This window comes from Bradyrhizobium barranii subsp. apii (genome assembly GCF_011516635.5).
Classification (GTDB): Bacteria; Pseudomonadota; Alphaproteobacteria; order Rhizobiales; family Xanthobacteraceae; genus Bradyrhizobium; species Bradyrhizobium barranii.
The window spans coordinates 8,455,263-8,477,071 of sequence record NZ_CP096255.1 but is presented as its reverse complement, the minus strand read 5'-3'; the positions used below and the strand labels follow the sequence as shown (position 1 = coordinate 8,477,071).

General features: G+C 65.6%; 22 protein-coding genes and 2 pseudogenes. 21 read left to right on the top strand and 3 right to left on the bottom strand.

What is annotated here, in order from left to right:
• Positions 1-200: 200 nt before the first annotated feature.
• The 8 genes and pseudogenes from HAP41_RS40670 to HAP41_RS40635 all read left to right on the top strand — a co-directional run bounded on the left by HAP41_RS40670 (position 201) and on the right by HAP41_RS40635 (position 6,026).
• Positions 201-947, top strand: a complete 747-nt coding sequence (locus HAP41_RS40670; protein ID WP_166079955.1) for a YebC/PmpR family DNA-binding transcriptional regulator — start codon at positions 201-203, stop codon at positions 945-947.
• Positions 948-1,182: 235 nt separating this feature from the next.
• Positions 1,183-1,710, top strand: coding sequence for a crossover junction endodeoxyribonuclease RuvC (ruvC, locus tag HAP41_RS40665; RefSeq protein ID WP_039156321.1), 528 nt, complete (start codon positions 1,183-1,185; stop codon positions 1,708-1,710).
• The gene (gene ruvA / locus HAP41_RS40660; RefSeq protein WP_063981036.1) at positions 1,707-2,324 is read left to right on the top strand and encodes a Holliday junction branch migration protein RuvA; all 618 of its coding nucleotides are present in this window, start codon (positions 1,707-1,709) and stop codon (positions 2,322-2,324) included. The genes ruvC and ruvA overlap by 4 nt, the downstream gene beginning before the upstream one ends.
• Positions 2,321-2,851, top strand: coding sequence for a hypothetical protein (locus HAP41_RS40655; protein ID WP_166079956.1), 531 nt, complete (start codon positions 2,321-2,323; stop codon positions 2,849-2,851). The genes ruvA and HAP41_RS40655 overlap by 4 nt, the downstream gene beginning before the upstream one ends.
• Positions 2,848-3,900, top strand: coding sequence for a Holliday junction branch migration DNA helicase RuvB (ruvB, locus tag HAP41_RS40650; protein WP_166079957.1), 1,053 nt, complete (start codon positions 2,848-2,850; stop codon positions 3,898-3,900). Before HAP41_RS40655 ends, ruvB begins: the two co-directional genes overlap by 4 nt.
• 131 nt (positions 3,901-4,031) lie before the next feature.
• A pseudogene (locus HAP41_RS40645) lies at positions 4,032-4,945 on the top strand (metallophosphoesterase).
• Between the two features lie 69 nt (positions 4,946-5,014).
• Entirely contained in the window at positions 5,015-5,464 is a 450-nt protein-coding gene (gene ybgC, locus HAP41_RS40640) for a tol-pal system-associated acyl-CoA thioesterase (RefSeq protein WP_084794960.1), read from the top strand.
• 94 nt (positions 5,465-5,558) lie between these two features.
• Complete coding sequence (locus HAP41_RS40635) at positions 5,559-6,026, top strand: nuclear transport factor 2 family protein (protein ID WP_166079958.1); 468 nt, start codon at positions 5,559-5,561, stop codon at positions 6,024-6,026.
• A gap of 211 nt (positions 6,027-6,237) precedes the next feature.
• On the opposite strand, the gene HAP41_RS40630 is transcribed toward HAP41_RS40635, so the two are convergent.
• Together HAP41_RS40630 and HAP41_RS40625 are read right to left on the bottom strand one after the other, a co-directional pair.
• On the bottom strand, positions 6,238-6,951 hold the full coding sequence (locus HAP41_RS40630) for a type 1 glutamine amidotransferase (RefSeq protein ID WP_166079959.1): 714 nt from the start codon (positions 6,949-6,951) through the stop codon (positions 6,238-6,240).
• A gap of 29 nt (positions 6,952-6,980) precedes the next feature.
• Positions 6,981-7,907: a LysR family transcriptional regulator gene (locus HAP41_RS40625; protein ID WP_166079960.1), complete on the bottom strand. Its 927-nt coding sequence runs from the start codon at positions 7,905-7,907 to the stop codon at positions 6,981-6,983.
• Between the two features lie 184 nt (positions 7,908-8,091).
• On the opposite strand from HAP41_RS40625, the gene HAP41_RS40620 reads away from it, so the two are divergent.
• The 9 genes and pseudogenes from HAP41_RS40620 to HAP41_RS40580 all read left to right on the top strand — a co-directional run bounded on the left by HAP41_RS40620 (position 8,092) and on the right by HAP41_RS40580 (position 16,850).
• Entirely contained in the window at positions 8,092-9,015 is a 924-nt protein-coding gene (locus HAP41_RS40620) for an N-carbamoyl-D-amino-acid hydrolase (RefSeq protein ID WP_248577253.1), read from the top strand.
• 53 nt (positions 9,016-9,068) lie between these two features.
• Positions 9,069-9,893: an ABC transporter substrate-binding protein gene (locus HAP41_RS40615; protein WP_166079962.1), complete on the top strand. Its 825-nt coding sequence runs from the start codon at positions 9,069-9,071 to the stop codon at positions 9,891-9,893.
• Entirely contained in the window at positions 9,890-10,747 is an 858-nt protein-coding gene (locus HAP41_RS40610) for an amino acid ABC transporter permease (protein WP_166079963.1), read from the top strand. The genes HAP41_RS40615 and HAP41_RS40610 overlap by 4 nt, the downstream gene beginning before the upstream one ends.
• Positions 10,744-11,508, top strand: a complete 765-nt coding sequence (locus HAP41_RS40605) for an amino acid ABC transporter ATP-binding protein (protein ID WP_166079964.1) — start codon at positions 10,744-10,746, stop codon at positions 11,506-11,508. Before HAP41_RS40610 ends, HAP41_RS40605 begins: the two co-directional genes overlap by 4 nt.
• Before the next feature lie 15 nt (positions 11,509-11,523).
• A pseudogene (locus HAP41_RS40600) lies at positions 11,524-12,338 on the top strand (ABC transporter substrate-binding protein).
• Complete coding sequence (locus HAP41_RS40595) at positions 12,325-13,209, top strand: polysaccharide deacetylase family protein (RefSeq protein ID WP_166079965.1); 885 nt, start codon at positions 12,325-12,327, stop codon at positions 13,207-13,209. The pseudogene HAP41_RS40600 and the gene HAP41_RS40595 overlap by 14 nt, the downstream one beginning before the upstream one ends.
• Before the next feature lie 8 nt (positions 13,210-13,217).
• Positions 13,218-13,874, top strand: a complete 657-nt coding sequence (locus HAP41_RS40590; protein WP_166079966.1) for an aspartate/glutamate racemase family protein — start codon at positions 13,218-13,220, stop codon at positions 13,872-13,874.
• Positions 13,875-13,896: 22 nt separating this feature from the next.
• Positions 13,897-15,480 (top strand): ABC transporter substrate-binding protein, encoded by a 1,584-nt coding sequence (locus HAP41_RS40585; protein WP_166079967.1) that lies wholly within the window; start codon positions 13,897-13,899, stop codon positions 15,478-15,480.
• Positions 15,477-16,850, top strand: a complete 1,374-nt coding sequence (locus tag HAP41_RS40580; protein ID WP_166079968.1) for an amidohydrolase family protein — start codon at positions 15,477-15,479, stop codon at positions 16,848-16,850. The genes HAP41_RS40585 and HAP41_RS40580 overlap by 4 nt, the downstream gene beginning before the upstream one ends.
• On the opposite strand, the gene HAP41_RS40575 is transcribed toward HAP41_RS40580, so the two are convergent.
• On the bottom strand, positions 16,840-17,757 hold the full coding sequence (locus HAP41_RS40575) for a LysR substrate-binding domain-containing protein (RefSeq protein ID WP_166079969.1): 918 nt from the start codon (positions 17,755-17,757) through the stop codon (positions 16,840-16,842). The genes HAP41_RS40580 and HAP41_RS40575 overlap by 11 nt on opposite strands.
• A gap of 273 nt (positions 17,758-18,030) precedes the next feature.
• On the opposite strand from HAP41_RS40575, the gene HAP41_RS40570 reads away from it, so the two are divergent.
• From HAP41_RS40570 to HAP41_RS40555, 4 genes are read left to right on the top strand one after another with little or no spacing between them, the layout of a single operon-like run.
• Positions 18,031-19,068, top strand: a complete 1,038-nt coding sequence (locus HAP41_RS40570) for an ABC transporter substrate-binding protein (protein ID WP_166079970.1) — start codon at positions 18,031-18,033, stop codon at positions 19,066-19,068.
• A 23-nt stretch (positions 19,069-19,091) separates the two neighbouring features.
• Positions 19,092-20,132, top strand: coding sequence for an ABC transporter ATP-binding protein (locus HAP41_RS40565; RefSeq protein ID WP_166079971.1), 1,041 nt, complete (start codon positions 19,092-19,094; stop codon positions 20,130-20,132).
• Positions 20,129-21,004 carry an ABC transporter permease gene (locus tag HAP41_RS40560; protein ID WP_166079972.1) on the top strand — a complete coding sequence of 292 codons (876 nt, stop codon included), beginning with the start codon at positions 20,129-20,131 and terminating at the stop codon, positions 21,002-21,004. The genes HAP41_RS40565 and HAP41_RS40560 overlap by 4 nt, the downstream gene beginning before the upstream one ends.
• On the top strand, positions 21,001-21,807 hold the full coding sequence (locus HAP41_RS40555) for an ABC transporter permease (RefSeq protein WP_071909709.1): 807 nt from the start codon (positions 21,001-21,003) through the stop codon (positions 21,805-21,807). Before HAP41_RS40560 ends, HAP41_RS40555 begins: the two co-directional genes overlap by 4 nt.
• Positions 21,808-21,809 lie beyond the last annotated feature (2 nt).

Below are 21,809 nucleotides of genomic sequence, written 5' to 3'. Positions count from 1 at the left end.
GTCACTCTTGTCGGGGAACGGGCGGTTGCTATTTTCGCAAGCCAGAATGAAATCAGGGTTAACGGTGCCTGACTCCTAGGCACGGGCCACTACGGTATTACCTTAAAGTCGTAGAGCCTCTTTCATTCCGGTGGGTTGGCGGCCTATAAGGCCGCGCTTCCCACGCTCACCTTTGGCGCACGATTCCTGACGAGACACGCATGGCCGGACATTCCCAATTCAAGAACATCATGCACCGCAAGGGGCGGCAGGATGCCCAGAAGTCGAAGCTGTTCGGCAAGCTGGCGCGGGAAATCACCGTCGCGGCCAAGCTGGGCACGCCCGATCCCAACATGAACCCGCGCCTGCGCGCCGCCATCATCGCGGCGCGCCAGGAGAACATGCCGAAGGACAATATCGAGCGCGCCGTCAAGAAGGCGCTCGGCAATGAGGGCGAGAACTATGACGAGATCCGCTACGAGGGTTACGGCCCCGGCGGCGTCGCCGTCATCGTCGAGGCGCTGACCGACAACCGCAACCGCGCCGCCTCCGACATCCGCTCCTTCTTCACCAAGTCGGGCGGCAATCTCGGCGAAACCGGCTCGGTCTCCTTCATGTTCGACCGCACCGGCATCATCGAATACGACCGCAGCGTCGCCTCCGACGACGCGGTGCTGGATGCCGCGATCGAGGCCGGCGCCGACGACGTGGTCTCGGGCGAAGGCGGACACGAGATCTACGCCTCGACCGAAGGCTATCGCGACGTCGCCAAGGCGCTGGAAGCCAAGTTCGGCGAGCCGCGCAAGGCCGCGCTGATCTGGAAGCCGCAGAATACGGTCGCGGTCGACGACGAGACCGGCGAGAAGCTCTTGAAGCTGATGGACCTGCTCAACGAGCACGACGACGTCCAGCACGTCTACGCCAATTTCGAGGTGTCGGACGCGCTGTTGGCGAAGATGGGCGGCTGAGGCCGCCAGCCCCAAATTCCGCTGTCGTCGCCCGGCTTGACCGGGCGACCCAGTATTCCAGAGACGTCTGAGGGAAACGGAGAAGCCGCGGCGTACTGGATACCCCGCTTTCGCGGGGTATGACCGCGTGTCTTGTGATCGTCATCGCGGGCACCCAATCGCGACACCCCACTTCCCCTGTTACTTCCGTTCTGTTTCTGTTTCCCCCACCGCAGCCAGCCGCTATCACTGGCCCATGACTGCGCTCCCGATTCGCGGCCCCGTTCGCATCATCGGCATCGACCCCGGCCTGCGCCGCACCGGCTGGGGCGTGATCGAGGCCGAGGGCAATCGTTTGATCTACGTCGCCTGCGGCTCGGTGGAACCGCCGGACGATTTGCCGCTGGCGAGCCGGCTGCTCGCGATCCATGAGGGACTTGCCGCCGTCCTGTCCGGTCACAAGCCGATGGAGGCCGCAGTCGAGCAGACCTTTGTGAACAAGGACGGCGTCGCGACGCTGAAGCTCGGCCAGGCCCGCGGTGTCGCCATGCTGGCGCCCGCGATGTTCGGCATTACTGTCGCCGAATACGCGCCGAACCAGGTCAAGAAGACGGTGGTCGGCGCCGGTCACGCCGACAAGCACCAGATCGCGATGATGCTGAAGATTTTGCTGCCGAAAGCCGAGCCGCCGTCAGCGGACGCCGCCGACGCGCTCGCCATCGCCATTACCCACGCCCATCACCGCCAAAGCACGGCGCTCAGGCTGAAGGTGGCGGGCTTATGATCGGCAAGCTCAAGGGCCTGATCGATTCCTACGGCGAGGATTATGTGCTCCTCGACGTCGGCGGCGTTGGCTATCAGGTGCATTGCTCGGCCCGCACGCTGCAGCATCTACCCTCGCCCGGCGAGGCCGCCGTGCTGTCGATCGAGACTTACGTCCGCGAGGATCAGATCAAACTGTTCGGCTTCCGCACCGACCAGGAGCGCGAATGGTTTCGCCTGCTCCAGACCGTGCAGGGCGTCGGCGCCAAGGTCGCGCTCGCCGTGCTCGGCACGCTGGCGCCTTCCGATCTCGCCAACGCCATCGCGCTGCGCGACAAGGCCGCGGTGGCGCGCACGCCCGGCGTCGGCCCCAAGGTCGCCGAGCGCATCGTCACCGAATTGAAGGACAAGGCGCCGGCCTTCGCCAATGTCGATCCGGCCGTCGTCCATCTCGCCGGTGCCGTTGACGACCAGCGCGCGCCGCGCCCGGTGGCAGATGCGATCTCGGCGCTGGTCAATCTCGGTTACGGCCAGCCGCAGGCGGCTGCTGCTATTGCATCCGCATCGCGCAGCGCGGGCGAGAGCGCCGAGACCGCGCAACTCATCCGGCTAGGCCTGAAGGAGCTGTCGAAGTGAGCGCGGCCCACGCCAATCCCGTCGCCGCCCTGTTTCGTCGCCTTTCGCGCGTGGCCGGTATCGTCGTGATTTTCTCCATTGTCGGGCCGCTGACGACCGCCGCGTTGGTTGCTGTGACGGTAACGGCGCTCGGCGCCGCGGTGCTGCAGATGTTTCTCGTGTTCCTCGAACTGGAAGCACTGCGTGCCCTGGTTTCGATCGCGGTCGTGCTGTTGGCCATTGTCACGATTCTCGCCTCGTTCCTTCCTGCAGTCGTCGCCGGCCTGATATTTGCGTTGGCGGCGGTCTACGCCGATCTCAACATGATCTGGATGGCGTGGCTCGCCGCGGCGCTGGGCGCGGCCGGCTTCGTCATGGTTGGCATGTTCGTCGTGCCCTCCGAAACCTCGGCGGTGATCGTGCCGAGTGTCCGTTCCGCGCCCGAGGCGCTGAAGCTTTCGGCGATGCTCGCCGTCGTCGCCGTCATTCCGGCCAGCCTGTGCTGGTGGCTCGCGAAACCGCTGCATCGTGTTATCCTGCCCGCATGACCACTCCCCCACGCATCGTCACGCCCGAGCGCCGCTCCGATGACGTCGGCGACACCGCGCTACGTCCGCAATCGCTGTCCGACTTCGTCGGCCAGCAGCAGGCGCGCAAGAACCTCTCGATCTTCATCGAGGCGGCACGCAAGCGTGGCGAGGCGCTTGATCACGTGCTGTTCGTAGGCCCCCCCGGTCTCGGCAAGACCACGCTGGCGCAGATCGTCGCCAAGGAGCTCGGCGTCGGCTTTCGCGCCACCTCGGGGCCCGTGATCGCCAAGGCCGGCGATCTCGCCGCGCTCCTCACCAATCTCGAAGAGCGCGACGTGCTCTTCATCGACGAGATCCATCGCCTGAGCCCGGCGGTGGAAGAAGTGCTCTATCCCGCGATGGAGGACTTTCAACTCGACCTGATCATCGGCGAGGGCCCGGCGGCACGCTCGGTGAAGATCGAGCTGTCTAAATTCACGCTCGTCGGCGCTACCACGCGCGCCGGCCTCCTCACCAATCCCTTGCGCGACCGCTTCGGCATCCCGGTCCGGCTCAATTTTTACACCATCGAAGAGCTGGAAAGCATCGTCACCCGCGGCGCGCGCGTGCTCAATGTCGGCATGAGCGCCGACGGTGCCAACGAGATCGCGCGCCGCGCCCGCGGTACGCCGCGCATCGCCGGCCGCCTGTTGCGGCGCGTGCGCGATTTCGCCTCCGCCGCCGATGCCGCCTCGATCGAGCGCAAGATCGCCGATCATGCGCTGAGCGCGCTCGAGGTCGACGCCGCCGGCCTTGACGCCATGGACCGCCGCTATCTCACCACCATCGCGCAGAACTATGGTGGCGGCCCGGTCGGCGTCGAGACGATGGCTGCCGCGCTGTCCGAGCCGCGCGATGCGATCGAGGACATCATCGAGCCTTATCTCATTCAGTGCGGCTATCTCCAGCGCACCCCGCGCGGCCGCCTGCTCACCTCGCACGCCTTCCGCCATCTCGGCATCGCCGAGCCCTCGCGCGATGCCGCGGCACAGTTCGGCCTGTTCGGCACGGACGAGAGCGACGACTGATCTAGCGCATATGCCGGGTGCAGCTATCGTCATGAACTCCCGGTAACCTTTATGCAGACCGTCTGCACAAGCGGACCCAAATTCTGCTTCAATCGGACCGCATCAAAGGGCTGCATCACCATCGGGCTTCCATGATCACGCGTCGTCATCTCATCCGTTCCATCGGCGGCCTGTCCGCGCTCGGCGTCTCGACCGCGGCCTATGGCGTCGGCATCGAGCCGCTGGGGCTCCGCGTCACCCGTTATCACCCGACCCCGCGGCAATGGCCGGCGGATTTTCCGCTCAAGATCGCCATCGTCACCGACATTCATGCCTGCGATCCCTGGATGTCGCTGGAGCGGATCGAGGGCATCGTCGATCGCACCAATGCGCTCAACGCCGATGTCATCGTGCTGCTCGGCGACTATGTCGCGGGTGTTCACCAGGTCACGCGCATCATTCCGTCGAGCGAATGGGCCAAGGTGCTCGCGGGCCTCAAGGCACCGCTCGGCGTCCATGCCGTCATGGGCAATCACGACTATTGGGTGGACGGGGCCGTGCAGCAGGCCGGGCAGGGGCCGACAGCCGCCCATCGCGCGCTGGAGGCGGCCGGCATTCCTGTCTACGAGAACGACGTCGTGCGTCTCACCAAGGACGGACGCTCCTTCTGCTCGCGGGCCTCGGCGATCAGCTCGCCTACTATCCCGCGAAGCGCTATGGCCGCGCGCACCGGCTTGGCGCCGACGATCTCGCGGGCACGCTGGCGAAGGTCACCGACGATGCGCCGGTCATCCTGCTCGCGCATGAGCCAAATATCGCGCCGCGCGTACCGGCGCGCGTCGCGCTGCAACTGTCCGGCCATACCCATGGCGGCCAGATCCGCCTGTTCGGCTGGTCGCCGGCTGTCTCGGCTCAGCACGGCGTACGGCTCGCCTATGGTCATTTCCGGCTGAAATGCGACGTCATCGTCTCCGGCGGCCTCGGCTGCAGCATCATGCCGGTCCGCGTCGGCGTGCCGCCGGAAATCGTCGAAGTGACGCTGGGAAGGACGCCGGCCGTGGCATAACCTGCGCTTGCGCGGCCGGCTGTTTTTGCGCAAAACGGGCCGGTTGCAAAAAGCGAAGAGGCTCGCGACGTGACAGCCCATCTCGACGGCGAGATCCGCGACGGCCGCCATCACATGCAGGTCCGCGTCTACTACGAGGACACGGACTTCTCCGGCATCGTCTATCACGCCAATTATCTCCGCTACATGGAGCGCGGGCGCACCAATCATCTGCGGTTGATGGGGGCCGAGCAGCAGGCGCTGTTCGACCAGGTCGAAACGGAGGGCGCGGGCTTTGCCTTCGTGGTGCGCTCGATGCATCTGGACTTTCTGAAGCCCGCGCGGATGGACGACGTGCTCGACGTCGTGACGTGGCCGGTTGCGGTGAAGGGCGCCTCCATCATGCTGGCGCAGGAGGTGCGGCGGGCCGAGGACGTGCTGGTGAAAGCCGAGGTGCGCGTCGCCTTCATCAGCGGCGGCCGCGCTCAGCCGATCCCGAAATCGATCCGCGCCCTGATGAAGGCCGATCTGATTTCCTGATCGCCCGATAAGTGATCGGCCGATAGGTGATGGCCTATCGACTCCAGCAATTGCAGCGATAAATTGCGGCCCGGACCAAACCGATGAGGCCACCATGTCGCGCCCGCCGCTTCCACCCTTCACCCGTGAGACCGCCGCGCAAAAGGCGCGCATGGCCGAGGACGCGTGGAATTCGCGCGATCCGGTGAAAGTCTCGCTCGCCTATACCGAGGACAGCCGCTGGCGCAACCGCTCCGAGGTCTTTCAGGGCCGGGAGGCCATCGTCGCGTTCCTCACCCGCAAATGGGAGAAGGAGCAGGAGTATCGCCTGATCAAGGACCTCTGGGCCTTCGACGGCAACCACATCGCGGTGCGCTTCCAGTACGAATGGCACGATGCGGGCGGCCAGTGGTATCGCTCCTACGGCAACGAGCAGTGGGAGTTCGACGAGCACGGGCTGATGCGGCGCCGCGAGGCGTCGATCAACGATATCGCGATTGCCGAGAAGGACCGCCGGTTTCACTGGCCGGCGCCGGGACCGCGGCCGGCGGATGTGCCGGGGCTGGGGACGGATCCGTTCTGAGACTTGCGAGATAGTGCAGCGAGCACGCTGCACCCTCTCCCCCTGTGGGAGAGGGTGGCTCGCCGCGCAGCGGCGAGACGGGTGAGGGGTTTCTCTCCTCGCACGACTCTCTGACTTCAGAAATCGCGGAGGCAACCCCTCATCCGGCGCTTCGCGCCACCTTCTCCCACAAGGGGAGAAGGGAAGAGGTGCGCGTGGCGAGGACCTTGAATTAAGGCGCCGCGCGCCGCGCCAGAAACCTCGTAATCGCCCCACCCAGCTTCGCGTTGTCCATCGGCTCCGCCAGCGACTCCCTCGCGGTCGCAACGACATCCTCCGGCGCCTTGCCGTCGCGGAGCTCGCAGCACACTTGCGCAAACTCCACGTCGAATTCCGGATGCGGCTGCACGGTCAGCGTGGTGCCGTTGGCGTAGAGCAGGCCGGCATGCGGGGTGAATTCGGACGAGAGGATCGTCAGCGCATCGCCGGGCGGCTCGACCACCTGGTCCTGATGCGAGGCGGCGATCGCAACCGCTTTGCCGTCGACGACGCCGTTCTCCGGCAGCACCTGATAGACGTGGCGGCCGATGCCCCAGCCCTTCTCCGACTTCTGCACGGTGCCGCCGAGCGCCTGCGCGATCAGCTGATGGCCGAAGCAGACACCGACCATCGGCGTCCTGTTGGCGTAAGCCGTGCGCACGAAATCTTCCAGCGGCGCGATCCAGTCGAGCCCGTCATAGACGCCGGCGGCAGCACCGGTGATCAGCACGGCCTCGAGCTTGCTCGGGTCGGGCAGCGCATCGCCATTGGGAATGCTGACGACGTCCACCGTGGCGGTCGGGTCCTCGGCGCGGACCATGCGCTCGAACATGTCGGGAAACGAGCCGTGCTGCTCGCGGTATTTCTGCGGGACCTGTCCGGTCTCGATGATGGTGATGCGTGCCATGTGCCCCCCGGGTCAAAAGGTTGCGAAGCTCAGTCGCTTTCTGCCCCATGTTGCTGGTGTGGCGCTGTGCGTGCCAGCAGTGCGCTCTCTTTCCGGACCTCGTTGAGAAACGCTTTGGCCAGGCGCGACAGCGGCTCGGCTTCCGACCATAGCATATAGGCGACGGCGTGCGTCGTAGGCGTGAACGGCCGCACCACGAGGCCGCTGCCGCCGTTCTGCCGGGGCGAGAACGGATCGACCACGGCGGCGCCGACGCCGGCGGCGGCGAGCACGCAAGCCGTGTTGCAGTAGCGGACCTCGACGGTCGGCTGGAACGGCGCACCGGCGCGGGCAAAGCTGTCGCGCACGGCCTCACCGAGGCGCGTACCGCGCTCGAGCCCGATGAAGGGCATGCCGGACAGATCGGCGGCCGAGATCACCGGCTTGTCGGCAAGCGGATGCCGCGGCGGCAGCACGCAGACCATCTCGCCGGTGTGCACCACCTCATGCGCGATGCCGGGATGATGCGTCAGCCCCAGCGCGAAACCGAGCTCGGCGACGCGGCTGAGCACCCCCTCGATGATGCCCTCATAGCGCCGCACGTCGAAGAACACCCGCGTCTCCGGGCGGCGGCGAAGGAAGCTTGATAGCGCCGACGGGATGATGCTGTAGGCCAGCGGCGGCGTCGCGACGAGCGCGAGATGCCCGGAGCGGTTCTCGCGCAGATCGCGGACGCGGTTCTCGAGCTTGGCGTGCAGCGCGAAGATCGCTTCGCTCTCCTTGTAAAGCGCCATCGCCTCCGCGGTCGGAAACAGCCGGTTGTTGACGCGCTCGAACAGCGCAAAGCCCGCCTGCGCCTCCATCGTCTTCAGCGCGTTGCTGACCGCGGGCTGCGACAGCGCCAGTTCGTCCGCCGCCGCCACCGTGGTGCGGTGGCGGATGACGGCACGCAGAATCTCGAGCTGACGCAGGTTCATATCACTGCCGATTATACTCTGGGCCAAAACATCATAGCAGAACGAATTGATTTTGCAGCCCCGCTTCCGCGTAATGGTCGCGGATTTGCACGTCGCATCAAAGGGTTCATTCGCCCATTGAGGTAGCACTGCGCACATATTGGAGGCAATCTTGGTTCGTGTCCTTCGCGCCGCCGCCGCACAGATGGGGCCGACGCAAAAAGCCGATACGCGCGAGCATACGCTGGCGCGAATGCTCGACATGCTGGAGGAGGCCGCCGGCCGCGGCGCCAGCCTCGTGGTGTTTCCCGAGCTTGCCTTCACCACCTTCTTCCCGCGCTGGCTGCTCGAAGGCGCCGCGCTCGACCACTATTTCGAGCGCGGCATGCCGAACCCGGCCGTGGCAAAGCTGTTCGACCGTGCGCGCGCGCTGCGCGTCGGCTTCTATGTCGGCTATGCCGAGCTGACGCCGGACGGCCGCCGCTACAATTGCGCGATCCTGGTCGATCGCGACGGCGAGATCCTCGGCCGCTATCGCAAGGTGCATCTGCCGGGCTCGGTCGAGCCGCGCGAAGGCGCGCGCTACCAGCAGCTCGAGAAGCGCTATTTCGAATATGGCGACCTCGGCTTCCCCGCCTTCCGCGCCGGATCGGCCTGGGCCCATGCGATCATGGGCATGATGATCTGCAACGATCGCCGGTGGCCGGAATCCTGGCGCGTGCTCGGCCTGCAAGGCGTTGAACTCGTCTGCATCGGCTACAATTCGGCGGCCTATGACCCCAATGGCGGCGTCACTGAAGACGCGTCCTTGCGCACCTTCCACTCGACGCTGGTGACGCAGGCCAACGCCTACATGAACGCGACCTGGGCGATCTCGGTGGCGAAGGCGGGCGAGGAGGACGGCTCCGGGCTGATCGGCGGCTCCTGCATCGTCGATCCCAACGGCCGCATCGTCGCGCAGACCCAGACTTTGGCCGACGAGGTGATCGTCGCCGACATCGATCTCGATCTCTGCCGCCAGGGCAAGGACAAGATGTTCAATTTCGCCGCCCACCGGCGGCCGGAGCAATACAGGGTGATCACCGAACGCGCCGGCGTCATCGAGCCGGCCGTTCTCGACGCGGACTGACTGGCACGGCGCTGGCAAAGGACTCAAAGCAAAACGTTGGCAAAGGAGCTGACATGATACGCCTCTCGCTCTCTCTCGGTCTCGCAGTACTGGCTACCGTAACGTCGGCGCAAGCGGCGGAGCTTCCGGCGGAGATCAAGCAGGCTGGCGTGCTAAAACTCACGGTCAACTCCACCTACGCGCCGATGGAGTACCGCGATCCCGCCACCAACGAACTCGTCGGGCTCGACGTCGATCTGGCCAACGAACTTGCCAAGCGGCTTGGCGTCAAGATCGTCTGGAGCGAGACGCCGTTCGCCGAGTTGATCCCGTCGCTCCAGACCAGGCGCGCGGACTTTATCATCTCCGGCATCTCCGACCGCGCCTCGCGGCGCGAGACCGCCGATTTCGTCGACTACCTCGCGACCGGCCCGCAGTTCTTCGTGATGGCGGACAATGCGGCCAAGGACGCGACGGATCTCTGCGGCAAGAAGGTCGGCACCACCCGCAGCACCAGCTTCCCGGTCGAGATCGAGAAGTGGAGCAAGCAGAACTGCGAGCCGGCCGGCAAGCCGGCGATTCAGTACGTCCCCGGCGAGAACTCGATCGACGTCCGCAATCAGCTCAAGCAGGGCCGCATCGACGCCGCCGTGCAGGGCAGCGAGACGCTGCCTTACGCGCAGACGCAGGAGCCCGGCAAATATCGCGTCGTCGGCGAGCCCTTCGCCAAGGGCTACCAGGGCATCATGTTCCGCAAGGATGATGCAGCCTTGCGCGAAGTGGTCACGGAGAAGCTCACGGCGATGATCGCCGACGGCGCCTACAAGGCCGTCCTCGACAAATGGGGCCTAGGGGCCAACGCGGTGGCCCAGCCCATGCTGAATGCGGCACCGCAATGAAGCCGGTGCCGGCACTCGCGGAGGGTTTTCCTGACTTGTCGGGGATGCAGATCGCGCGCGAGCCGCACTGGTTTCGCTGGTTCAGCGCGGCCCTGATCGTGCTGGTGCTGGCGGCGATTGTGCGCGCGTTTGCGAACGGTCAGATCGAATGGTCCTATGTCAGCCGCTTCCTGACCGCAAAAGTCATTCTCGAAGGCATCGTCAACACGATGGTGATGGCGGTGCTGGCGATGGCGCTCGGCATTGTCCTCGGCGTCGTCGTCGCGGTCATGCGGCTGTCGCCCAATCCGGTGCTGAAGACGGTCGCGGCGGGCTACACTTGGCTGTTCCGTGGCACGCCGCTGATCCTGCAACTGCTGTTGTGGTTCAACCTCGCGCTGGTGTTTCCGACCATCGGCATTCCCGGCCTGTGGTCTGCGCGCGCGGTCGACGTCATGACGCCGTTCCTCGCCGCGCTGCTCGGGCTCGGCATCAATCAGGGTGCCTATACGTCCGAGGTGATGCGCGCCGGCATGCTGTCGGTCGACATCGGGCAATACGAGGCGGCGCAGGCGATCGGCATGGGGCGGCTGCGCGCCCTGCGCCGGATCATCCTGCCGCAGGCGATGCGCGTCGTGATCCCGCCGCTCGGCAACGAGTTCATCGGCATGGTGAAGGCGACCTCGCTCGCGAGCGTCATCCAGTATCCGGAACTGCTGCACAACGCCGAAAACATCTACTACGCCAATTCCCGCGTGATCGAGCTGCTGATCGTTGCCGGGCTCTGGTACCTGCTCGTGGTTTCGATCCTGACGCCGCTCCAGATGTTGCTCGAACGCCGTTTTGCCCGCGGCACATTGCGGCTGGCGCGATGACAAAACCCCTCGTCGCGATCCGCTCCGTCAGCAAGAGCTTTGGCGAGTTCCAGGCTCTCAGAAGCGTCTCGCTCGACGTCTGGCCCGGCGAGGTGATGTGTTTGATCGGCGCCTCCGGCTCCGGCAAGACCACGCTGCTCCGTTGCATCAACCAGCTTGCCGCGATCGATGCCGGCGGCATCTGGCTCGACGGCGAGCTGCTTGGCGTGCGCGAGCAAAGCGGCAAGCTCTACCGTCTCAGCGAGCGGGAGATCGGGCGGCAGCGGCTCAAGACCGGCATGGTGTTCCAGCGCTTCAACCTGTTTCCGCACAAGACCGCGCTGGAGAATATCACCGAAGGTCCACTTCAGGTGCAGGGGCGCAAGTCCGACGAGGTGCGCGCGGAGGCGCTCGAACTGCTCCGGCGCGTCGGATTGTCCGCCAAGGCGGACTGGTATCCCGCGCAGCTCTCCGGCGGCCAGCAGCAGCGCGTGGCGATTGCGCGTGCGCTCGCCATGAAGCCGATGCTGATGCTATTCGACGAGCCGACTAGCGCGCTCGATCCGGAACTCGTCGGCGAGGTTCTCGCGGTCATGAAGGAGCTGGCGAAGAGCGGCATGACCATGATGGTGGTGACGCACGAGCTCGGCTTCGCGCGCGAGGTCGCCGACCGCGTCGTCTACATGGACCAGGGCGCGATCGTCGAGCAGGGGCGCGCCTCGGACGTATTGGGTGCGCCGCGCGAGGAGCGCACCAAGGCATTTCTTTCGGCAGTGATCTGAAATGGGGGCGTGTTGATGAAGAGACTTTGGGTTGCGGCGGCGCTTTTCGGCGCCATGACCGTTTCGGCCTTGTCCATCGAGCTGCCGGCGGAGATCGCCAAGCGCGGCAGCCTCAAGGTGGCGCTGGTGCCGAACTATCCGCCGATGGAGTTCCGCGATCCCGCCACCAACGCGCTGTCCGGCTTTGACATCGATCTCGGCGAAGCCATCGGCCGTAAGCTCGGCGTCAAGATCGACTGGCAGGAGACGAGCTTTGCCGAGTTCATGCCGTCGATCTCGACCGGGCGCGTGGACGCCATCCTGTCCGGCTTCACGGACTACGCGAGCCGTCACGACATCGCGTCCTTCGTCGATTATCTCAGGAGCGGCCCGCAGTTCTTCGTGCAGCAGTCGCGCAAGGCGGAGTTCAAGGACGCGGCATCGCTCTGCGGCAAGAAGGTCGGCGCCAGCCGCCGCACCATGTTCCCGGCGCAGATCGCGGCGTGGAGCGAGAAGAATTGCGGCAGCAATCCGATCCAGTTCATCGGCACCGACGGCTCGGCCGACGCCCGCACCCAGCTCAGGCAGGGCCGCATCGATGCCGCCGCCCAAGGCAACGAGACGCTGCCCTACTCATGGACCTCGAGCCCGGCGCCTATGCGTCCGTGGGCGAGCCCATCGCGCAGCAATTCACCGGCATTGCCCTGCCGGTCAAGGAAAAGGCACTTCAGCAGGCCATTCTCGAAGCGGTCGATGGGTTGATCGCCGACGGCACCTACAAGACCCTGCTTGCCAAGTGGAAACTGAACGACAACGGATTAGAGAAGGCGACCATCAATGCTGGACAGTAAGGCACTCAAGAGCATCCCGCTCGTTCCGGCCAACACCGCCGATCCCGCGCCGGAATATCCCTGGCCGAAGCCGTACACTTCGGCGATGTTCCTCTCCTTCGACGTCGACGCGGAGAGTGCGTGGACCAGCAAGGACGCGGTCCACGCGCAGCGGCTCATCACCATGAGCTATGGCGGCTATGAGGCGCGCGTCGGCACGCCGAAGCTGTTGGAGCTGCTCGACCAGCTCGATCTGAAGGCGACCTTCTTCGTCACGGGATGGTCGGTCGACGCGCATCCGGCGATGGCCGAGTCGATCCTCAAGGCCGGCCACGAGATCGGCCATCACGGCTATCACCATCTGCTGCCCGATCCCGGCGATCCCTGGATCGAGGAGGAGCTGGAGCGCGGCTTCGAGGCGCTGAAGCGCCGGCTCGGCGTCAGGCCGACCGGCTATCGCGCGCCCTATGGCGAGTTCACCGAGGAGCTGCGCGCAGCACTCGTACGTCACGGCATTGTCTACACGTCCTCGTTCCGCGACGACGTGCGGCCTTATCGCCATCGTCTGGCCGACGGCAAGCCCGGCACGATCGAGCTGCCGGTCACTGCGAGCTATGACGACTGGATGCACGGCCTCTCTGCCCGCTTCAGCCCGCGCTCGATCTTCCCCAAGGAGCATGTGCTCTCGATCTGGAAGGACGAGCTCGACGAAACCAGGGATTGGGGCGCGATGGTGACGACTGTGCTGCATCCCCAGTGCAGCGGCCGTCCGATGCGGCTGCGCCTGCTGCGCGAGTTCCTGACCTACGCAAAGTCGTGCCCTGATGTCTGGATCACGACCGGCGAGAAGATCGCGGAAAACTTCCTGCGCCACGAAGCCAGTAATCGCTGAGCAGCACCATGACCCGTCGTCGCATCCTCGTCATCAACCCCAACTCCTCGGCGTCGGTGACGGCGGCGATCGACGAGGCGGTCGCGCCGCTGCGCATCGCCGGCGGGCCTGACATCGAGGTGGTTGGCCTCGCCGAGGGACCGCCAGGCATCAGCTCGCAGCGCGATGCCGATAGCGTGGTCATGCCGCTGGTCAATCGCGTCACGCGCGATGATGCCGATGCGTTCGTGCTCGCCTGCTTCAGCGATCCAGGCTTGCATGCGGTGCGCGAGGCGGCAGGCCGCCGTCCGGTGCTGGGTATCGCCGAATGCGGCATCTTTCGCGCGCTGATGCTGGGCGAACGCTTCGGCATCATCGCGCTGTCGCCGTCGAGCATCCGCCGCCAGCAGCGCATGGCGCGGGTGATGGGCGTCGATAGCCGTTACGCCGGAAGCTGGTCGGTCGGCGCGAGTGCGGCGGAAACGGCAGGCGCCGATATCCGCGGCCGCTTGGTCGATGCCGGCCGCGCGCTGGTCACCCAATGCCGCGCCGATGTCGTGGTGATGGGCTGCGCTGGCATGGCGTCGCACCGCGCGGCGATCGCGGAAGCGATCGGTGTGCCCGTGATCGAGCCGGCGCAGCAGGCGGTCGCCGCTGCGATCGGCGCGGTCTTGTTGAACACGTAAGATCCTTCAGGAGCCTTTTGTCATGCCGATCTCCCGCCGCTCGCTCCTCAAGGCTGCCGCCGCAGTACCGGCGTTGTCGCTGCCGGGCATCGTCCGCGCCGAAGCGCAGAGCACCTTGCGCTTCATTCCCGTCATCGACCTCGCCTTCGTCGACCCCATCTATTCGACCGCGCAGGTGTCGCGAAACCACGGCTTCATGGTCTACGATACGCTCTATGGCATGAGCTCCTCGCTCCAGGTCTCGCCACAGATGCTGTCGGGCCACGCCATCTCCGCTGACTTGCTGCAATGGGACCTCAGCTTGCGCGACGGCCTGTTCTGGCACGATGGCGAACGTGTGCTGGCGCGCGACTGCGTCGCCAGCATCCGCCGCTGGGCGGCGCGCGACGGCTTTGGCGGCGAACTGCTGGAGGCGACCGCCGAGCTCTCGGCCGCCGACGACCGTACCATCCGCTTCCGCCTCAAGCGCCCGTTCCCGCTGCTGCCGCAGGCGCTTGGCAAGGCCGCGATCAATCCCTGCTTCATGATGCCGGAGCGGCTGGCGAGCCAGGACCCGTTCAAGCCGCTGACCGAAGTGATCGGCAGCGGCCCGTTCCGCTATCTCGCCGACGAGCGCGTGCAGGGCGCGCGCAACGCCTATGCCAAATTCGAGCGCTACCAGCCGCGCACCGACGGCAAGCCGGATTGGACCGCGGGTCCGAAGATCGTGCACTACGATCGCGTGGTCTGGACCACGACGCCCGATGCCGGCACCGGCGTCGCCGCGCTCCAGACCGGCGAGCAGGACTGGCAGGAGACCACGCCGCACGACCTGCTGCCGATCATCAAGGCGGCCGGCGATATCGAGACGCGCATCCTTGACCCCAGAGGCTACGCCTGCATGCTGCGCCTCAATCATCTGCAGCCGCCGTTCGACAATCCCGCCGTTCGCCGCGCGCTGCTGGGTGCGATCGATCAGTCTGCCTTCATGACGGCGGTCGCCGGCACCGATCCCGCCTTCCAGATGTCGCCGATCGGATACTTCGCCCCGGGTACGCCGATGGCGAGCGATGTCGGCCTCGACGTCTTCCGCGGGCCGCGCGACTACGCCAAGGTCAAGGCCGAGCTGAAGGTCGCGGGCTACAATGGCGAGAAGATCGTGGTGCTGGTCCCGACCAATTCGCTGGCGCAAAAGCCGCTCGGCGAGATCGCGGTGGACTCACTGCGCAAGGCCGGCATGAACGTCGAATATGCCGGGCTCGATTTCGCCGTCGTCCTGCAGCGGCAGCTCAAGAAGGACCCGATCGGGCAGGGCGGCTGGAGCGCCGCGGTCGGCAATTGGCAGGGCATCGACTGGCTCAATCCAGCCGGCAACACCAACATCCGCGGCGAGGGCAAGGTCGCGGGCTGGTACGCGAGCGAGAGGATGGGGCCCTTGCGCAGCCAGTGGCTGGCCGCCTCCGAGCTCGCCGAGCAGCAGCGCATCTGCCGCGAAATCCAGACGGTCGCGTTCGACGAAATCCCCTATATTCCGATCGGCCTGTACAAGCAGCCGACCGCCTATCGCAAAGCCATCACCGGCATTCTCGACGGCACCGCCGTCTTCTGGAACGTGCGCCCCGCATGAGCACCACAGCAATTTTCGGCAGCTATGTGCTGTCACGGAAAGACGGCGCGCAGGATGTGCTGCGCGACCATTGGGTCCTGGTCGAAGGCAAGAAGGTCGCCGCGATCACCCGCGACAAGCCAAGCGCGGATCAGGTCTACGACCGGCCCGGCCGCTTCGTCTTGCCGGGCCTGCTCAATTTGCACAATCACTGCTTCTCCGAGGCTGTGGCGCGCAGCCACACCGAGGACGGCAACGGCCGCAAGAACAACCAGAGCATCGTCTATACGGTGCTGTTGCCGCTGACCAAGCGCGGCGCCGATATCCTGTCGGCGGAAGAGCGCCTCGCGGTCGCCCGGCTCGGCATCCTTCAGCTCCTCAAGGGCGGCGCCACCACCGTGATGGAGCCGTTCCGCAATTCGATCCCGGAGATGTTCGATGCCGCCGAAGAGATGGGCATCCGCTTCTACGGCGCGCCCTATTTGTTCTCGACGTCAGATGCCAAGGCGGGCCCTGATGGCGTGGTGCATTATTCCGGCGACGACGGCACCGCCGACATGGCAACGTGGGACGCGCTCTATCAGCGCTGGAACAATCGCGGCGACGGGCGCATCAGTCTTGCCATGAGTCCGCACGCCACCGACACCTGTGGCCCCGATCTGCTGAAAGCCTGCGCCGCACGGGCGCGCGAGCTTGGCGTGCCCATCACGACGCACATGGCGCAGAGCCGCGCCGAGGTCGAGACCATCGGCAATCGCTATGGCGGCCGCACGCCGGCGCAATATCTGGACTGGCTCGGCCTGCTGGCGCCAGACCTGATGGCCGCGCATTGCATGTTCAGCACCGACGACGATCTCAAGCTGATGGCCGCCCGCGGCATGACCGTGCTGAATTGCCCGCGCGTGTTCGCGCGCGCCGGCGTCACTGCAGCGTTCAGCCGTTTTGCCGAGCACGGCGTGCGCACCGTGGTTGGCACCGACGGCTATAACATGGATCTGCTGGGCGAGCTCAATGCCGCCTCGCTGATCTCCAAGGTCACGTCGCAGCGCGCCGATGTCGCCAATTCGCCGGAACTGATCGAGGCCAACACGGCCGTGGCTGCCGACGTCATCAAGCGGCCCGATCTCGGCCGGATCGAGCCCGGCGCGACCGCCGATCTCACCGTCGTCGATTTCACCCATCCGCATCTTCAACCGCTGTTCGATCCGCGCCGCGCGCTGATCGCGCTCGCCAACCGCGCCAACATCGATCAGGTCATGGTGGACGGCCGCATGCTGGTCGATGAGGGATGCTATCTCGGCGCTGACGAGGCGGCGATCACGGCAGCCGGCACTGCCGCGATCGGCAAGATCTGGGACCTGCCGGAGGCGCAGGCCGCGTTCAGCGGCTGAGCGTTGCTTCGTCCTCGAATTCAACCAGCGCCTTGCGCATGGTCTCGACCAGATCCAGCGCCACCGGCGAGGGGCTGCGCTGCGCCGGAAAGACCGCGGAGAATTCGAAGTCGATGCGCGGCAGGAAGCGGCGCACGGCGACGCCGCGGGTGGAAAATTCCTGCGCGGTGAAGGGATCGCAGATCGCGACGCCAAGCCCTGATGACACCATGCCGCACATGATCTCCGACAGCGTGGTCTCGACCCTGAGCACGCGGCGGACGTCGTGGCGATGGAACACCTGGTCGACGAGATGCCGGCTCGACGATCCCGCCGACAGCGAGATGAATGTCTCGCCCTCGAAATCGCGCGGCTCCAGCACCTCCTTCTCCGCGAGGCGGTGACCGGTCGGCAGCACCGCGACGCGCGCCAACGCGGGCAGCCGCTGGCTCGGCAGGCCGGAATGGGCGATCGGCACCTCGGCAAAGCCGATGTCGCATTGATTGTTGAGCACCCAATCGACCACGATCGGTGAGATCACGCCGAAGAAGGCGAGGTTGAGGTTGGGCCGTTCTTTCAGGAAATGTCCGGCGAGCCGCGGCAGATAGCCGTTCGACAGCGCCGGCAGCGCAGCGATTCGCAGCGAGCCGGTGCGGCGGCCGCGGATTTCCTCGGCGGCCGCCGTGATGCGTTCGAGCCCGACGAAGGAGCGCTCCACTTCGGTATAGAGCGCCATCGCCGCGGCGGTCGGCACGAGGCCAGTGCCGCGCCGCTCGAACAGCTCCATTTTCAGCAGCGCTTGGAGGTCGCGCAGCAGCCGGCTCACGGCCGGCTGCGTCACGGTCATCAGCGCTGCCGCCTCAGTCACGCTGCCGGTCAGCATCGTCGCGCGGAAGGCTTCCACCTGCCGCGAATTGATCCGCGCCATCCCCAATTCCATCCATAACATTTAGGCATGCAGAGGGTGCCATTATTCATTGGACGATGGAAGCCAGGGTTTGCGATCTTTTTCATCAGGACTGGAGACAGCCCGCTTTTTCGGCAGATTGGAGGGGTTCAAACCTCCGAATCGCGCCAAAACCTCGCGAACAGGGGCCGGAGCCCTGTCCGGAGAGGGTTGGCGCGGAAGGAAATGCGGAAGGCGCCTCAGTCAGAGATTTCTCGGCACGTCACCTCATTCCGGTATTGGAGATCGGTCCATATGAAGACTCTCAGCCTTCTGACCGCGGTCAGCATCGCAGCGCTCATCGCCGTCCCGTCGGCCGCCTCGGCCCAGCAGAAAACGCTCTATGTCGCCGGTTACGGTGGCTCGTTCGAGAAGACCATCCGCGACGAGGTGATCCCGGCCTTCGAGAAGGAGAATGGCGTCAAGGTCGAGTACGTCGCCGGCAATTCCACCGATACGCTGGCCAAGCTCCAGGCGCAGAAGGGCAATCAGCAGATCGACGTCGCCATCGTCGACGACGGCCCGATGTACCAGGCGATCCAGCTCGGTTTCTGCGGCAAGCTTGAAGGCTTGCCGGCCGCCGATCTCTATGACACCGCGCGCTTCAAGGACGATCGCGCCGTTGCGATCGGCATCGTCGCGACCGGCCTGATGTACAACACCAAGGTGTTCGCCGAGAAAGGCTGGGCGCCACCCACTTCGTGGAACGATCTGAAGGACACGAAATACGCCAAGCAGCTCGTGATCCCGCCGATCAACAACAACTACGGCCTCGAAGCGCTGGTGATGCTGTCGAAGATGAACGGCGGCGGCGAGACCAACGTCGATTCCGGCTTCAAGATCTTCAAGGAGCAGATCAATCCGAACGTGCTCGCCTATGAGCCGTCGCCGGGCAAGATGACCGAGCTGTTCCAGTCCGGCCAGGCCGTGATCGCGGTGTGGGGCACGGGCCGCGTGCAGAGCTTCGCCAACACCGGCTTCCCCGTGGACTTCGTCTATCCGAAGGAAGGCGCGGCGACGCTGCTGACGACGGCGTGTCCGATCACCAAGCCGAATGCCTCGCCGCTCGCCTCCAACTTCGTCAAGATGCTGCTCGACCCAAAAATCCAGCTTGTGATGCTGAAGGACTACGGCTACGGCCCGGTGCTGAAATCACTGGTGGTCCCGCCGGAGCTCGGCAAGATGGCGCCGATCGGCGAGCGCGCGGCAAAGCTCTATAACCCGGACTGGACGGTCATCAACGAGAAGCGCGAGGAGTGGACCAAGCGCTGGAATCGCGAGGTTGAGCGTTGATCTGATCGTTGCGGAGACAGCGCATGGCCTATCTCGAGCTCGATCGGGTCGCAAAACAGTTCGGCGCGCAGACCGTGGTCGATGACTTCAGTCTGTCGGTGGGGAAGGGGGAGTTCATCTCCTTCCTCGGCCCGTCCGGCTGCGGCAAGACCACGACCCTGCAGATGATCGCGGGTTTCCTCGATCCCACACGCGGCGCGATCCGCCTGGAGGGCAAGGACCTGACCGCGATCCATCCCGCGAAGCGCGGGCTCGGCATCGTGTTCCAGAGCTACGCGCTGTTTCCGCATATGACGGCGGCGGAGAACGTCGCGTTCGGCCTCGAGATGCGCAACGTGCCGCGCGCCGAAAGAGCCGAGCGCGTCCGCGCCGCGCTCGCGATGGTCGGGCTTGCCGGTTTTGAGGACCGCCATCCGCGCCGCATGTCCGGCGGTCAGCAGCAGCGCGTGGCGCTGGCGCGCGCGCTGGTGATCAAGCCGAGCGTGCTCTTGCTCGACGAGCCGCTGTCGAATCTCGACGCCAAACTGCGCGAGGAGATGCAGATCGAGCTGCGCCAGATCCAGCGCACCATCGGCACCACGACGATCCTGGTCACCCACGACCAGAACGAGGCGATGTCGCTGTCCGACCGCATCGTGGTGATGAGCCAGGGCCGCATCGAGCAGATCGGCTCGCCGCAGGAGACCTATGAGAAGCCGGCCTCGGCCTTCGTCTCGCAGTTCCTCGGCAAGACCAACGATTTTGCGGCGACGATTGATCGGACCGCGACGCCGGTGCGGCTGGTGGCTGGCTCCTGGAACGCGCCGGCGCCGGCCGGGCTCAGTGGCCCTGTCACTGTCAGCATTCGCCCTGAACGGATCGGCTTTGGCGATACGGGGCTCAATGCAAAGATCGTCGCGCGCATCTTCCAGGGTAATCACTGGCTGTTCCAGTGCGACAGCGAATGCGGGCCGGCGATCGTGATCCGCCAGAATGACGGGACCGCGCCGCCGGCTGAAGGCGAGGCGGTTCGCCTCGTCTGGCGGCCCGAGGACATGAGCGTGCGCGCGAGGGGTGTCGCATGAGCACGGCCGCCGAGGAGCGCAGCGCGCGTGCGCCATGGGCGCTGACCGCGCCCGCCTTGATGCTGTTCGTCGGCGTGCTGTTGGTCCCGCTGGCGATGACGGTGATGCTGTCGTTCCACGACTGGGGTCAGTACAAGGGCATCGAGCCCGTCTTCATCCTGAAGAACTGGCACGAGATCGCGACCGATCCCTATTACGCCGAGATGTTCTGGCGGACGTTTCGCATCGCGATCCTGACGACGCTGCTCACCGCGTTGCTCGGCGCCCCCGAAGCCTACATCCTCAACCGCATGAGCGGCCGCTGGAAGAGCTTTTTCCTGCTGATCATCCTCGGGCCGCTCTTGATCTCTGTGGTGGCGCGGACGCTTGGCTGGGCGCTGCTGTTCGGCGGCAACAACGGCCTCGTCAACAAGCTCCTGATGTCGCTCGGAGTGATCCGCTCGCCCATTCCCTTCATGTTCACCGAGACAGGGATGGTGGTTGCGCTCGCCCATGTGATGATGCCGTTCATGGTGCTGTCGGTGTGGGCCGCGCTCCAGCGGCTCAACCCGCAGATCGAGAACGCCGCGATGTCGCTCGGCGCGGGGCCCGTGACCATCATCCGCCGCATCATCATGCCGCAGATCATGCCGGGCGTGCTGTCGGGCGCGATCATCGTGTTTTCGCTCTCCGCCAGTGCCTTCGCGACGCCCGCGATCATCGGCGGCCGTCGGCTCAAGGTCGCGGCGACGCTGGCCTACGACGAATTCCTCAACACGCTGAACTGGCCGCTCGGTGCAGCGGTCGCAACGCTGCTGCTGGTCGCGCTGGTGCTGATCGTCGTCGGCAGCAACGCGCTGATCGAGCGCCGCTACGCGGAGGTGTTCCGATGAGCCGGAACGGCCCGCTCGCGCTGATCTTCCACACCATCTTCGTCATCGTCATGGTCGCGCCGATCCTGGTGGTATGCCTCGTTGCTTTCACGCCCGAAGGCTTCCTGTCGCTGCCGACCAACGGCTTTTCGCTGCGCTGGTTCAGGGCGATCGCCAACTATCCCGAGTTCATCCATGCCTTCTGGGTCAGCCTGGGGCTCGGTGCGCTCTCATCCTTCGTGGCGCTGCTGTTCGCGGTGCCGGCAGCGCTGGCGATCGCGCGTTATCGCTTCCGCGGCCGCGATGCGCTCGCGGCGCTGTTCCTGTCGCCGCTGATGATCCCGCATGTCGTGCTCGGCATCGCCTTCCTGCGCTTCTTCACCTCGGCCGGCCTCGGCGGCAGCTTTGCCGCGCTGATCATCGCGCATGTCATCATCGTGTTTCCGTTCGCGCTGCGGCTGACGCTGGCGGCGGCGACCGGCATGGACCTCTCGGTCGAGATGGCGGCAGTCTCGCTCGGTGCCAACGGCTGGACCTTGTTTCGCCGCGTGACGCTGCCGCTGATCCTGCCCGGCGTCATCAGCGGTTGGGCGCTCGCCTTCATCCAGTCCTTCGACGATCTCACCATGACCGTCTTCCTCGCGGCGCCCGGCACGGAGACATTGCCGGTGCGCATGTTCCTTTATATCCAGGACAACATCGATCCGCTGGTGACGTCGGTCTCGGCCTGCGTGATCGCGATCACCATGACCGCCCTCATTCTGCTCGACCGCTTCTACGGGCTCGACCGCGTGCTCGCCGGCAAGGGCGATACGGGACGATAGGA

Coding starts and splice junctions, on each gene's coding strand:
- HAP41_RS40670 (WP_166079955.1), top strand. CDS start 201: ATGGCCGGACATTCCCAATTCAAGAACATCATGCACCGCAAGGGGCGG.
- ruvC (WP_039156321.1), top strand. CDS start 1,183: ATGACTGCGCTCCCGATTCGCGGCCCCGTTCGCATCATCGGCATCGAC.
- ruvA (WP_063981036.1), top strand. CDS start 1,707: ATGATCGGCAAGCTCAAGGGCCTGATCGATTCCTACGGCGAGGATTAT.
- ruvB (WP_166079957.1), top strand. CDS start 2,848: ATGACCACTCCCCCACGCATCGTCACGCCCGAGCGCCGCTCCGATGAC.
- HAP41_RS40635 (WP_166079958.1), top strand. CDS start 5,559: ATGTCGCGCCCGCCGCTTCCACCCTTCACCCGTGAGACCGCCGCGCAA.
- HAP41_RS40630 (WP_166079959.1), bottom strand. CDS start 6,951: ATGGCACGCATCACCATCATCGAGACCGGACAGGTCCCGCAGAAATAC.
- HAP41_RS40625 (WP_166079960.1), bottom strand. CDS start 7,907: ATGAACCTGCGTCAGCTCGAGATTCTGCGTGCCGTCATCCGCCACCGC.
- HAP41_RS40620 (WP_248577253.1), top strand. CDS start 8,092: ATGGGGCCGACGCAAAAAGCCGATACGCGCGAGCATACGCTGGCGCGA.
- HAP41_RS40615 (WP_166079962.1), top strand. CDS start 9,069: ATGATACGCCTCTCGCTCTCTCTCGGTCTCGCAGTACTGGCTACCGTA.
- HAP41_RS40610 (WP_166079963.1), top strand. CDS start 9,890: ATGAAGCCGGTGCCGGCACTCGCGGAGGGTTTTCCTGACTTGTCGGGG.
- HAP41_RS40605 (WP_166079964.1), top strand. CDS start 10,744: ATGACAAAACCCCTCGTCGCGATCCGCTCCGTCAGCAAGAGCTTTGGC.
- HAP41_RS40595 (WP_166079965.1), top strand. CDS start 12,325: ATGCTGGACAGTAAGGCACTCAAGAGCATCCCGCTCGTTCCGGCCAAC.
- HAP41_RS40590 (WP_166079966.1), top strand. CDS start 13,218: ATGACCCGTCGTCGCATCCTCGTCATCAACCCCAACTCCTCGGCGTCG.
- HAP41_RS40585 (WP_166079967.1), top strand. CDS start 13,897: ATGCCGATCTCCCGCCGCTCGCTCCTCAAGGCTGCCGCCGCAGTACCG.
- HAP41_RS40580 (WP_166079968.1), top strand. CDS start 15,477: ATGAGCACCACAGCAATTTTCGGCAGCTATGTGCTGTCACGGAAAGAC.
- HAP41_RS40575 (WP_166079969.1), bottom strand. CDS start 17,757: ATGGCGCGGATCAATTCGCGGCAGGTGGAAGCCTTCCGCGCGACGATG.
- HAP41_RS40570 (WP_166079970.1), top strand. CDS start 18,031: ATGAAGACTCTCAGCCTTCTGACCGCGGTCAGCATCGCAGCGCTCATC.
- HAP41_RS40565 (WP_166079971.1), top strand. CDS start 19,092: ATGGCCTATCTCGAGCTCGATCGGGTCGCAAAACAGTTCGGCGCGCAG.
- HAP41_RS40560 (WP_166079972.1), top strand. CDS start 20,129: ATGAGCACGGCCGCCGAGGAGCGCAGCGCGCGTGCGCCATGGGCGCTG.
- HAP41_RS40555 (WP_071909709.1), top strand. CDS start 21,001: ATGAGCCGGAACGGCCCGCTCGCGCTGATCTTCCACACCATCTTCGTC.